Consider the following 12,882-nt stretch of genomic DNA (forward strand, 5'->3'; position numbering starts at 1 on the left):
ATCACACCTCAATATCCATAATCTTCATAATAGCAAAGAAGCCGATCACGATCATGACCATTGATGTCACGGGCAGGCAGCACCAGTTTTCGGGGGGAAGGCCAAAGGTAAAGATCGGGGCCATATATTCGGGGTTGACCATAGAGATAAAGATCGCCAGACCAACGGGCAACCCGGTAATCACCCAGGCCGAGATGCGGCCCTGGGCCGTCAGCGTATTAATCTCACCTTTGATCCGCACCCGTTCACGGATGGTATGCCCGATCGTATCGAGGATCTGAGCCAGGTTACCGCCCACTTCCATCTGAATGTTCACCGCCGTGATCAACAAATCGAGGTCTTCAGAAGGCACCCGGCGTTGCAGATTGGTCAGCGCCTCTTCGGTTGAGCGTCCGAGACCGACCTCCTGGACAACCCGATGAAACTCATCATTCACGGGATAGGGGGCCTCTTTCGAGACCATATCAAGGGTTTGCAAAAAGCTATAGCCACCGCGGAGGGCATTGGCCATCATGGTGACCGTATCACCGAGGCGATCATTAAATGACTTGAGGCGTTGCTTCATGCGGATCCCGAGATAGAGATTGGGCAGGAAGGAGAACAGCACCGCCCCAACGAGCCCCGACGCGAGCATTGCCATCGGGGTTGCACGACCAACAAAAGCGCCGACCCCTGCACCGAGGAGCGCGGTACCGAGTTTGGTGATATAGAACTCGGCCACCGTCAACTTGACGTCAGCGCGGGCGAGGTCGCGGGCGGTATTGCTCCCCTGTTTGCTTTTGGCAACAACCTTATCAATGCGTTCAAGGGCCTGACGCGGATTAGCTTCATCGGTTGTTTGCTCGCCACGCCCGGCAAACTCATCGAGGCGTGAAGCGACGCTATCGCCCTGGCCGCTGCGCAGCATCACCACAACTCCAGCAACGATCAACACCAGCAGCAAACCCAGGCCACCGAGGGTAATTGGCATCATCTCAGGCGAAAGTAGTCGCTCCATACCATGTTCCTCAGGATAGCAGAACCACACACCTGCTCTTGCCCGGAGGCACCCATCGGCCAGGTACCGGGTTCTCGATCCTTAAAAACTAAGTCGATCACTCGAGCCAAAAATTGTTGGCGAGAGATAGATATTCATCGACTCAAACTTCTCGATAAATTTGGGGCGTACCCCGGTGGGGCGTAGGGTTCCCACGATCTTACCCTTTTCATCAACGCCCGTCTGTTCAAAGACAAAAATATCTTGCATCACGACCACATCACCCTCCATGCCGGAAAGTTCGGTAATCTGAGTGACCTTACGTGAGCCGTCCTGGAGGCGGGACTGTTGGACAATCAACTGCACTGCCGAGACAATCTGTTCACGGATGGCGCGAGCGGGGAGATCCATCCCGGCCATTAGGCACATCGTCTCGATACGAGCCATCGAGTCTTTGGGGGTATTGGCGTGCAGCGTCGTCATCGAGCCATCGTGCCCAGTATTCATCGCCTGCAACATATCGAGGGTCTCGCCGCCGCGACACTCACCGACAATAATGCGTTCAGGCCGCATCCGGAGGCAGTTAATCACGAGGTCACGGATCGTCACCTCGCCGCGCCCCTCAACATTTGGTGGGCGTGACTCAAGGCTAATCACGTGATCCTGGCGAAGTTGCAACTCAGCCGCATTTTCGACGGTAATAATGCGCTCATCATTGGGAATAAACGACGAGAGCACATTCAGCAGGGTCGTCTTGCCTGAGCCGGTACCACCCGAAACGACAATATTGGTCCGCGACTTGACGCAGGCCGCCAGGAACTCGCCCATCTCCTGGCTCATCGAGCCAAAGCGAACGAGGTCATTGATCGTCAGATTATCTTTGCGAAACTTCCGGATCGTCACGGTCGGGCCATTGAGGGCGAGGGGCCGAATAATGGCATTGACGCGTGACCCATCGGGCAAGCGCGCATCGACCATTGGTGACGACTCATCCACGCGGCGTCCAAGGGGGGCGACAATGCGGTCAATAATGCGCATCACGTGGGCATCATTACTAAACGTAATATCAGTATGGATAAGCTTCCCAGCTTTTTCCACATAGATCTGTTTCGGGCCATTGATCATAATTTCACTGATAGCCGGATCAGCGAGCAACGGTTCAATCGGGCCAAGCCCAATAATATCAGCCTCGATAGCCTCAAACATACGCTGGCGTTCCGACTTGGTCAGCACAATGCTTTCGCCATCGAGGATCGCCTGAAACGCCTCTTCGACCTGTTTGCGCACGCGAGCTTTATTGCTCAGATCCATCCGCGGATCGAGTTCACTAATCAAGCGGGTTTGCACCCGTGTTTTCAATTCATTAAAACTCGCATCAACGGTCGCCTGATGGGGGCGAAGGGTATTGGTGAGTGGTTGAACCGGGCGAGCGGCGGGTGGGGCTGCGCCAGCCCCGAGTTCACTGGTTGGAGGAGCGCCCCCTAGTCGTTTGAGTAGTGACATCTAGCGCCTCCTAGCGCTTAAAAAACCGAAAGAACCCACCCTGAGCGGGCTTCTCTGCCGCTTTGCCAGTCTTCTCGGGTAGCCCCTTACCGGGATTTCCCTTTGCGCCAGGGGCGCGTGTGGCGGCCGTCAGATCACGGGCGAGATTCAGGATATCACGCGAAAACTGGTGATTGGGCTTGCTGATAATCAGGGGCACCCCCTGGTTGATCCAGAAGGTCACATCATGTCCGGCATCACCAATTTGATAACTCACCTTGCGCTGGAGACTCTTCTCGATATCTTCGGCCTTGATGCCGGTGCGATTCGTTGCTTTATTGAGCACGAGCATCGTCTTTTCTTGCGGATACCCCAGCAAATCGGCGACTTCGAGGAAGAGGGTAAGATCGCGGATGCAGTGCATCTCGAGGGTAATCAGCGTCACAATCCGTGTCGCCAGATCGAGTGAGGCCAGGGATCGATCCTGAAAAGAAGCCGGCGTATCAACGATCACAAAATCAAACGAACGCCGGAGGGCTTCGAGAATGGCACGCACATGCTCGGCATTGACCAGTTCACCGCGTTGGGGATCAGGCGGGGCAAGTAATACCTTGACCTGCGATGTATGCGTAGCGAGTACATCTTCGAGCAGTTCTTCATCAAGCTCATCCGTCCGCTGGGCAAGATCGATGATCGTTTTATCCGAACGCAGATTGAGGATGACCGCGAGATCACCAAAGATGGCATTGGCATCAACCAGGGCCACCTTTTTACTGGTGAGTTGGCGGATCGCAATCGCAAGATTCGCGGCGACGACCGAGGTACCCACCCCGCCTTTGGGGCTAAAGACTGCAATGATCTGTCCGAGTTCGACCCCCCGCTGAGGCGCATTGATCCCCCCGCTCTCTGCCAGGTTGATCGTCTTGGGACGGGTGGCAGCGAGTTTATGGACATGGCGAATGGACTTATAGAGGTCATCAGCACTGATGGGCTTGGTTAGGAACTCACGTGCCCCGGCAAGCATCGCCCGGCGCAGATAATCCGTTTCGCCCTGCACACTCATGATGATGACCTGGATCGCCGGATCTTTATTCATGATCGCTTCGGTGGCGGCGATTCCGTCCATATCGGGCATATTGATATCCATGAGGATGACGTTGGGGTGCAGTTGACCAGCCATCGTAATGGCCTCACGGCCACTACTTGCTTTGCCAACAACCTCAATATCTTTTTCGAAGAAGAGTAACTTCTCGAGTTGTTCGCGTGTGTCAACAATATCGTCGACGATCAGCACGCGGATTTTTTCACCCTCGGCCATCGGTCTCTCCTCACTGGTTATCAGGCGGTCACAGCGCACTTCTCAGCCAGAGGCACCGAGCTTATGGGGCGCGTACAGGTGCTGGTGTCCGGGTCGGATCGGGCGTTTCGAGTTCTTCCTGGCTATAGATCCGTGGCGGCAGTGACTCGGGCAAAGGTACGCCAAACTCGGCCGTGAGCAGATCCAGGGTAGCCCCGATCGTCTGTTCGACGGCATCATCACCGGCCCCACGGAGGACAAGCACCAGGCGTGCCTCTGTTGAAATCGCCAGTTCCATCAACTCAGCTTCTTGATTATTCAGTGCCAGCACAAGCGTCCAGAACCCTGGGGTAATTGTGCCTGCGGCAGCACTGTCTGGCGGAACGACCGGATTGTTGATATCCTCGACCGCAACAATCTCTTGACCCGCTTCGCCTTCGGGGGCCGGGGTGCCATCAGCGGGTGGGGGTGCAGGGCGGACAATACGCAGCACCTGAGCGCGTTGAATAATCGTCTTGGTACTCGGAAGTTGCTGCTGGTTATCCTGGAAGACCAGTTGTGGCGGTCCACCGGGTTCCGAGGGGGGGAGCAGGACTGGCTCGCGTTCGCGGCGGTTAATCGTGAAGGTTGCCACCACATCGACAAAATCGCCGGGTTTGATCTGATCAGCGACCCCCGAGAGGTTATTGACCAGGAAGGGATAGGCTTTATCGGCGGGGCGATCGGGTTCGGCGGTTGGAATTTGTTGAGAGAGCCCTGGTTCCGTCAGCGCACTGCGCGGAATGCGCTCGCCAGCGCGAAACGCCCGCATCGTCAGTTGGCCGATGACTTCACCGGGGGTCGAAATATCCTGGCGTTCCACAAATTCGGTCTGCGGGATCGCGATGACCTCGAGGGCGGCCAGATCGTTAATGACCGTATTGGCGGGAATATCAACCCGAGCTCGTACCACATCAACTTCGGGGATGGCCGTTGGCTCAGCGATGATGGTCGGCAACTCAGGCCCCCCGCCAATCAGGCTACTTCCTCCTGGTTGCAGAAAGAAAAATGCGGCTGCCCCACCAACGATCAAGATCAAGCCAATGAGTAAGATGAGCACGCCACCACGCTTCATAGCGGGGTATCCTTCCTATTCAGGAGCGGTCGTGCAGATGCACTGACCGTATGCCTGGCTATCATTATAGCATATGCCTTTAACCATTACCTTACCACTGTGGGCAGGTAGAGCCTGTTGGTTGACAGGATTGTGAACCGACGGATCAACGGCGTCGTGTCGCCCTCGGTCAGGTTTTCGCCGCGATTATTGGTCTTGCCGAGGCCGCCTTCGGCAACCAGATTGAAGGGGTCAATCAGGGCGGCCACAGCATAGTGGCCTGGTGTTGCGAAGAGCGTGCGGAGATCGGCGAGCGGTTGATCCTGACCAAGCTCGGGCAAGAGTGGATGGGCATTATAGTTGGTGTACCAGCCTGTATTCAGGGCCAGCGTGACATCGGGTGTTGTCTGGGCACGGTTCACCCAGCGGTAGACTGGTGCGCAATCAACGCGGTTATCGTCGTCATTCTCAATGGGGAGGGTCGGCACCACGAGCTCGGGCTCGGGTTGTTCAAGTTCGCTATAGGCCACACAGAGCACCACGGGGAAGAGGTCGGCCCCGACGAGCGCGGTTTCGCTTCGTCCGTCAGGATGCAGATTCTTCATCGCGAGGTCGAAGCTGTCGAAACGACCTTGTTCCGTGACACTGACCTCAAAACGCTCGATCCAGAGGTCGGGTTCACCGGGGATCGTCTTTTCAACGCTGATATTGAGCAGTTTTGGCGTTCCAGTGATATCAATCGGTGGGATCAAGCCGCCTTCGGCAGTGCGGCCATTCTGGGTCAAGAGGGCGCGATACTGGAAGCAGGTTGCATTGAATTTTTCTTCGCCAAACACCTCCTTTAATTCAACGCGGTTGTTGCCAGACTGTGAAAAGAAAGACGAACTGCGATCACCATCGAGTTGAACCCAGGGGGTATTGGCCGGAAACGCGCCCTCATCACAGCGTGCATCGGCGCGGCGTACCCGGCGAAACTCGATGATCAGATCAGCGGTCGAGTTGCGCGACCGGTCGATCTCGGTGGTCCAGTTGATCGCGAGCACGCGGGCGGCCCCATCGGCTGCGGTTGACTCGTCACTATCGATGCGGATATCAAAAAAGCGTGAATAGTACGACCCCTCGACGCTGCGGCGGGTTGCGTTGGCTTCCGCGAGCCCCCCGATTGAACCACGCCAGAGCACCCCACTGGTAGTGCCATTGCGATCACGGCCCCCGAGTGAAATGGCCCAGGCTGTGCCGGCCCCAGCGGGGGCTTGCACGTCTTCGGGGTAGCGGGCGGGTACAATCACAATGCCGGCATTGGCAAGCGGATCGAGCAGCGGATTGGCGGGATTGTTATTGCCGATGAAATACTCGGTACTCTCTTCGGTGATCGTCTGGAGATCAAAGCGATCATTGTGGATCGCCGAGGTGATCGAGTCAAGGGCTGAATTGGTGGCACTGGTCGTCGTCCCGCCAACGACATAGAGCCGGTTGTTGTAAGCAAAGCTCGAAAGCCCAGTACGGGCCACACCCTCGGTATTGACCAGGCGATTGGCGAGATTGGGCCGCTGGCTCCAGGTTAAGGCACCGGTGTCGGGATCGACGCTGGCGCGGTAGACATACTCGTTACGGAAGGTGCGGGCGGGATTGACATAGCCACCGGCAATGAAGATGGCATCACGTGTCACCGTCACCCCATCCTCAACAACGGTGATCCGCGAGGTCATCGCGCTATGATCAAAGAGGCCCGGCGTACCAGCAAAGCCACTTGGTGGCACAACAGGCATATTGCTGGTGCGTAGCCATGGATCATCGGCGGCATTCGTCTCGGGATGCCTGAGCCTGCCTGTCGTTTGATCAATCTTGGCATAGAAGACGGCTGCTGTGGCAAGGTCGGGAAGATTGGTGGCGACCATCAAGCCGCCGGTGACATACAAAAACGCATTATCACTCGATGTCCGCACGATCACGGCGGCAGCATCGGCCACCCCGAGCTTCCGGTCGCCTAGCGCGGGCGGGCCTTCATCAACAATCGGGGGACTCGGCAGCATAAAGCCGACCCCCTCGTCGTTGGCCGTCCAGGTGATGTTGCCATCAGCCGTCACCGTACCAATCTGCACCAGCGGGGTAGTCAGGTTGCTCTGCGAACACTGGGTGGCCCGGATAAAGCCGCCAATCGCATAGAGGTACCCGGTGTTGCTGCCCGCCGGTACTTCGAGCGCGGCTGCGGCAACATCGCTGCGGGGCGCAAGGGTCTGTACCCGCCCACTACATTCGTCAGCGGTGAGCACCACGGCCGGGGGCAAAGGATCATCGAGGAAAAAATCGTTGGCACTGGTTGCCCCTGTCGGCAGCGTTTCGTCAGTATAGCCGTGCGCAACGACAAAGCCGTTGGCCTGATCGACGGTTGCCCAGAAGGTCGAACTGATGGTTGTACTCGCCTGGAGCGAACCCTGGCTGCCGGCAAGCGTATAGATCCGGTTGCCGAGCGCTGCGACGCCGTGGCCCTGGACACCCGGATTGGGCAGCGTTTGTGGGTCGCGGCTCCACTTATTGAGCAGGCCGATAGGGGTTAGCAAGACGGCCCCTTCGAGATCGGTGCCAGGAGGTGACTGCACATCGGCGCTGATCGAGGTACGCTGAACCGTGCCTCGGGCGAAATCGCCCTGACTATTGTCAAGCATTTCGGTAAAGATCGTGACAGCGGCTCCGGCCTGGCCGCCAGGAATCAAGACAACCACCAGCATGAGGATCATGAGGGTGGCATATGCGACCGCACGGGTACGTCGGACACGCGAACGCTTATGCATGAGGGGACTCCTGTGGACTACGGGCTGAGAGGGGGGATACGTGAAGACTGTCTGTCAGGAGAAGGGGTGGGGAGGGATAACCCTCCCCAACGACATCGCAGGTACCCACCCGACCAGGCCGGGCTTGCTTGCTCATATTTATGGCTGCCACGAACGTGGTTTATTATCTGCACAGACATTGACGTCAATGGTGGATGGGAAGCGCATATGCAGATCAACTTGGGTTGACGGTTTGAAACTGCCCACCTGGGTGCGTGCCGAGACCTGAATGGTTGTATTTGGTTGGGCCGTCACACCATCCCAGAGCACATCATAGCGACGGGGCATGGCATAGGGGTCTTGATCATCGCTATCGTGATACAAGAGCCATGCATTCAAGGTATAGGTTCCGGGACGTACACGATCAGTGAAGCGATAGTAGAGCTGGTTGGTAGCCTCGTTTACCTTGATTTCGGTCACTAGGTTGCCCCCGCTGCCGCCCTCGGTTGGGGTGAGTGTGACCAAGCCCACCGTCGGCCACTTGATTTCTTTGCCATCTTTGAGTTTAAAAATGAGGTTCGTTGAACCAGGCGAGAGATTCTCCTTCCTCATATCGGTGCGCACATCGCCTTCACGGGGCACACAGGCAAGATCCTGCACCTGACGGCCAATTGACTCGAAGAGAATATCGAGGTTGTTCCTGCCCGTCACCGGATCGGTTTCGAGCGTCGAGACCACATAGCCCGTCTCGAAACCATTAATCGGATCCGAAGCAATCTGCCCACTGCTTAAGCCACCGTACACCTGGTTGAGCGGGGAAATGCCGACAGCGTAGACAATCGTTTGTGCTTTGCGATCATCAGGAATATAGTCACGGGTATCGGTCGCGGTACCTTTGAGCCAGGTATTGCTGACCTCAATCGACTGATTGATCGGACGATTATAGAGTACATTATCTTTCACATAGGTACCCCCACCGCTATTCGTATGGCAGATCGCTGTATCAATGAGTTGTTTCGTCTCCAGGCCCCGGCAGAAGGCCCGGTGGGTGCCTTCCACCGCACCTGGGCGGCCCTGGCCCCATGTATCGGCTCCATATGTACCCGGCGAACTGAAGGCGTGATAGTTGCCCGCGTTTTGATTAAAGAACTGATTCGAGACCCCGTCGGTGATGAAGAGCACCACGCGGAGATAGGTAAACTCCCGGGGGGTTACTGTTGGTGGTTGCCCATCCTTCGGCCAAGGCTCCGTTGTAGCACGAGAAGCGCTTAGCACGCGCGAGGCCCGGAAGAGGCCAGCAGTACCGTTGGTGCCGCCATTGCTGACATAACGCTTGCCGATCTTGTCAGGGCCAAAGGTCGGATGGGTCGTATCGCGCTCTGGTACGTCAATGGTACCGGTTGAATGCTTGTCAATCTCTTTTTTCAGCACAGCTTTGTTGCTGCTGAAGTAGGATTGGCCGCTGCCCGGCGTGCCAATGCCCACATAGCTCCCGTCACTTTCTTTGAAGATGAAGGCATTACCATTACTATTAACATCGCCTGTATACCAGATATAGGCAAACTGATCGGGTGGACGGTTGGGATCGTCTGTGCCAAAGTAGGCCGTATCAATGAGTTGCTGAATCGCCTGTTTGGCAATAAACATCCGCCGCTCGGTATATTGCCGCCAGTAGCGTGATGCGCCGGTACCATCAGTCTCCGAATTACCATCAATGGTTGAGCCATTAGGGCGGGTATAGACTGGCCCGTTGGTACACTGGGTAAAGACCGAGGGTTGGGGTACACCATCCACCGTCAGAGGCCCCTGACTGGAATAGATATTGCCGCCACCGCCAACATCGCACTGCCCATTGAAATTGGCGCTCATCGAGCCAGACTGGTCGAGCACAATCACCCACTGGATCGGATTATACTCGGTGGGCCGATTCTGATAGGCCGGCGTCAGCGCCACATCGCCCCACACCTCGCAGCAATCTTCCTCGTTGGGTGGCACCGGGCTAAACGAACACGCCCCGAGCAACGCATCTTCCTGCCCAAGGTAGACGAGGTCGAAATAGGTATTATTCTTCCCTTTGTTGTCTGAGGCGAGGATCACAAAGACCCCGAAGCCAGTCACGTTATAGCGGGAATTAGCCCCATTGTCAGCGGCCGGAGGATTATAGAGTGGCAGGATCATCCTGGTGCCAAGGGCTTGATGTTCCTGCATTGCGTCCCATGCTTTGCCAACCATCATCCCGGTCGAGCCCCAGACCCAGTCACCAGGACTGAGGATGCCAGGGAGGGCGGGATAGTTGACATCCACCACCCCTGAAGGCAAGGGAGCCTCTTCAAAGCCATCGCTGAGATTGCCAAACCCACGGAGGCTATTCTCGGCATCGACGGCGCTCTTATTGGCTTCCTTCCAGCGCAAGAACCCAAAGTTGCCAGGGCTATCGTTATCTTTTGGATAGACGCGTCGTGCCGTATAGGTAGCAAAAGGCCCACTGGGAATGACGCGCCAGTTGGCATCATCCACTTGCCTGAACTGACCCAAATCATCGGTGAGCGTCTGGCGGTCAATCGCAAATGGATAGACGCCCTGGCCTATCGGGCACTTACCGGCATAGGCACTGGCCCCGATGGGCAGATCGTTGCGCCCGACGACGCGCGCAAAGTAGGTGTCAACCTGACCTTCGAGGCGCACCTGGATAAAGGCAACATCATTGGTCGGGATCGCGTTGGTATTATCAGGGGTGATCGACGAAGCCCCGGCAATAGCCCGGCCATCTTTATCGAGATAGACAGCGGTTAGTTGTAGCTGATTGCTGTTTGGTGTCTGCCCATAGGCGGCCACGTCAATGCCATTGGCAGTCAGCACCTGCAGGATCTGGTTGTAGACCATTGCGCTGGTATCACCAGCGCGGCTATTGAAGACAAAATTCATGCCAGCGATCGACGAGGCATTGGCCGCCGCGACCACCCGGCGCTCTTGCGAAAAGGTATTGCCAACATCCACCGAGAGCCCGACCATGGCGACAAGCACCACGATCATGAGGGCGATCAGCGGGATGCTTTGGCCTAACGTTCGCCTACGATACTTCTTGGTTCTTGTTTCCATGATCTTTACCCTCCATCTACCATCAATCTACGATCTTGATTTTTGCTTTGAACTGTCTTCGCAGTTCGTAACGTATGTTTCCGGGGTTTGGTCACCCTGAGTACTCCATGGCCTTTGGGCGCTTATCAGAACTCACAGGTCTTCAAGACCGGTGAGGTCCTAGACCGGTTTTGTTTTTTAGGAGCAAAGGGTCTCAGGCGTCCCTAAGGTGTTGTATAGTACTGGCTGCGTATCGGCATCAGGTGTGAGGCCTGCAAGCGCACCGTATTGCCAAAGGCTGGCGCAAAAGGAAAGAAAAAGCTATATTCATACCGCACCGTCACACGGATCCAGCACCCGCTCCCGCCGGCCTGCAGATCACGGCCCCGGACATTGCCAACACAGGAAGGCTGCAGATTACTCGTATCAAAGCCGAACAGGTTTTCGACATAAATGTAGCCATTTGCGTTGGTGGCAACGTTCGCGTGCAAATTCTGGGTCAGATCATCAACCCCATTGCCGTCGAGATCGCGCAGATTAGCAAAGCCATTGCCTTGATCGCCGGCGGCTCCGTAGACGCGGTTGGCAATTTCGGCATAGGGGATGACAAGTTGGGTAATATTGCCGTCTTTATCTTTCACGGCGTGCGGATAGCTCCCATAGACGGCCCCCTCCTGGGCGGCGACGCGCAGGGCCTGCATGGTAAAGTAGATCAAGCCCAAGTCAACGACGGCGGCCAGCAGAAAGAAGATCATCGTGGAGGCAAGGGCAAACTCGACGACGGCCTGGCCCCATTGCTTTGGGTGGCGTTTGGGCAACGTCGGGTGAGCAGGCTCAACCCTGGTCTCACCTTGTCGCCTTGCCTTCAGCATTAAGGATGTGATCAACTTCTTCATAGCACTTGCTCACTGCTCACAACATTATTTATGGCGTAGGATCAGGATTGATCCGCACCCACTCGGTCTGATTGGCAGCACAGGCCACCCCGATCTGGCGCGTGGGGTCACGTCCAAGGTTTTCGAGCGAGCGACGCTGGGTGACCCGCATTGTCACCCCATCGTTCATACCAAGCAAGCCAAAGAGAGGGGTCAGGCTATTGACCGGGTAGGTGATCGAGATCTCAATTGGCCCACGCACAGCCAGATTACGGGTAGCGCCGCCATTGGGATAACGGATGGTCACATACTGAGCCTGGGCGACCGCATCTTGTTCATTAACCCCCATGCCAAGCAGGGTTAGCTGTGACTCAATCGCCACATAGATCCCATTGACACAATTATCTGAGCGAATGCTGCGCGGCGCCCAGACATTGGGGTCTTGATTGAACCCAGCAGGATTCTGGTTCAGCCAGGACTCGTGCGGAGGCAACTGGGCGGCCACTTCGGCACCATTGCGGGCAGCCTGCGAAATGGTCGAATAGGCAAAGATCAGCCAGCCAAACTCGATGATGCCAAAGATGACGATCAAGAGAATGGGAAGCATCAAAGCCATCTCAACGATGGACTGCCCTTTTTTGTGTTGCGTATGCGCCATGACCGGCCTCCGTGCAGGGTCTTCTCGTCCAGCCTTATTATAGCTCTAGGGCAAGGAGATGCTCAATAGTCTAATGGTACCGTATTGGGGCACGGCGTCGCCGCGCCCCAACGGCGGCACGGGGCGGCGGGGCGGGGGCACGGCGGCGGCGTGCCCGTACGGGGGGGCGGCGAGGGCGGCGGGGCCGTGCCCGTACGGCGGGGCGGCGGGGCGGCGGGGCGGGGGCACGGCAGGGCCGTGCCCGTACGGCGGGGCGGCGAGGGCGGCGGGGCGGGGCAACGCCAGCCATGTCATTCCGAACGGAGTGAGGAATCTTCGCTGCGGTGCATCGGTGCATAGAAGACCCCTCGCTGCGCTCCTAAGAAACAAACCGTGTTGTCAGTTCCAGTGTGTCCTCTGTCATTCCGAACGCAGCGGAGCGCAGTGAGGAATCTGCACTGATCGTCATGGAAGACCCCTCACTCCGTTCGGGGTGACATGGGCGGGCCGGTGCAACACACTGGTTTCTCTCGGCACCACTGGCCCGCGGGCCACTTGGCACTCGGGGTGACAAGGACGCGCGACGGGGGCACGGCGGCGCCGTGCCTGTACGGGGCGGGCCTGTGCAAAAGGTGGACAATGCACAGATTTGGGGGTATACTGGGTGTAAGAG

The 12,882-nt window shown here is 57.0% G+C and carries 8 protein-coding genes; all 8 read right to left on the reverse strand.

Annotated features, from left to right (window positions below; translation table 11 throughout):
* Position 1 precedes the first annotated feature (1 nt).
* Entirely contained in the window at positions 2 to 997 is a 996-nt protein-coding gene (locus A9Q02_RS23155) for a type II secretion system F family protein (protein ID WP_097655448.1), read from the reverse strand.
* 81 nt (positions 998 to 1,078) lie between these two features.
* The gene (locus tag A9Q02_RS23160; protein ID WP_097655449.1) at positions 1,079 to 2,479 is read right to left on the reverse strand and encodes a TadA family conjugal transfer-associated ATPase; all 1,401 of its coding nucleotides are present in this window, start codon (positions 2,477 to 2,479) and stop codon (positions 1,079 to 1,081) included.
* A 10-nt stretch (positions 2,480 to 2,489) separates the two neighbouring features.
* The gene (locus A9Q02_RS23165) at positions 2,490 to 3,776 is read right to left on the reverse strand and encodes a CpaE/TadZ family protein (protein ID WP_097655450.1); all 1,287 of its coding nucleotides are present in this window, start codon (positions 3,774 to 3,776) and stop codon (positions 2,490 to 2,492) included.
* A 61-nt stretch (positions 3,777 to 3,837) separates the two neighbouring features.
* Entirely contained in the window at positions 3,838 to 4,869 is a 1,032-nt protein-coding gene (cpaB, locus tag A9Q02_RS23170; RefSeq protein ID WP_097655451.1) for a Flp pilus assembly protein CpaB, read from the reverse strand.
* Between the two features lie 86 nt (positions 4,870 to 4,955).
* Complete coding sequence (locus A9Q02_RS23175; RefSeq protein ID WP_097655452.1) at positions 4,956 to 7,640, reverse strand: Kelch repeat-containing protein; 2,685 nt, start codon at positions 7,638 to 7,640, stop codon at positions 4,956 to 4,958.
* 138 nt (positions 7,641 to 7,778) lie between these two features.
* Positions 7,779 to 10,718 (reverse strand): TadE/TadG family type IV pilus assembly protein, encoded by a 2,940-nt coding sequence (locus tag A9Q02_RS23180; protein WP_097655453.1) that lies wholly within the window; start codon positions 10,716 to 10,718, stop codon positions 7,779 to 7,781.
* 203 nt (positions 10,719 to 10,921) lie between these two features.
* Positions 10,922 to 11,593, reverse strand: a complete 672-nt coding sequence (locus A9Q02_RS23185; RefSeq protein ID WP_245860827.1) for a TadE family protein — start codon at positions 11,591 to 11,593, stop codon at positions 10,922 to 10,924.
* A 28-nt stretch (positions 11,594 to 11,621) separates the two neighbouring features.
* Positions 11,622 to 12,230: a TadE/TadG family type IV pilus assembly protein gene (locus A9Q02_RS23190; RefSeq protein WP_097655455.1), complete on the reverse strand. Its 609-nt coding sequence runs from the start codon at positions 12,228 to 12,230 to the stop codon at positions 11,622 to 11,624.
* Positions 12,231 to 12,882 lie beyond the last annotated feature (652 nt).

This window comes from Candidatus Chloroploca asiatica (assembly GCF_002532075.1).
Taxonomy (GTDB): Bacteria; Chloroflexota; Chloroflexia; order Chloroflexales; family Chloroflexaceae; genus Chloroploca; species Chloroploca asiatica.

Bases quoted from the DNA above. Each gene is read 5' to 3' on its own strand.
- A9Q02_RS23155 (WP_097655448.1), bottom strand. From the start codon at position 997: ATGGAGCGACTACTTTCGCCTGAGATGATGCCAATTACCCTCGGTGGC.
- A9Q02_RS23160 (WP_097655449.1), bottom strand. From the start codon at position 2,479: ATGTCACTACTCAAACGACTAGGGGGCGCTCCTCCAACCAGTGAACTC.
- A9Q02_RS23165 (WP_097655450.1), bottom strand. From the start codon at position 3,776: ATGGCCGAGGGTGAAAAAATCCGCGTGCTGATCGTCGACGATATTGTT.
- cpaB (WP_097655451.1), bottom strand. From the start codon at position 4,869: ATGAAGCGTGGTGGCGTGCTCATCTTACTCATTGGCTTGATCTTGATC.
- A9Q02_RS23175 (WP_097655452.1), bottom strand. From the start codon at position 7,640: ATGCATAAGCGTTCGCGTGTCCGACGTACCCGTGCGGTCGCATATGCC.
- A9Q02_RS23180 (WP_097655453.1), bottom strand. From the start codon at position 10,718: ATGGAAACAAGAACCAAGAAGTATCGTAGGCGAACGTTAGGCCAAAGC.
- A9Q02_RS23185 (WP_245860827.1), bottom strand. From the start codon at position 11,593: ATGAAGAAGTTGATCACATCCTTAATGCTGAAGGCAAGGCGACAAGGT.
- A9Q02_RS23190 (WP_097655455.1), bottom strand. From the start codon at position 12,230: ATGGCGCATACGCAACACAAAAAAGGGCAGTCCATCGTTGAGATGGCT.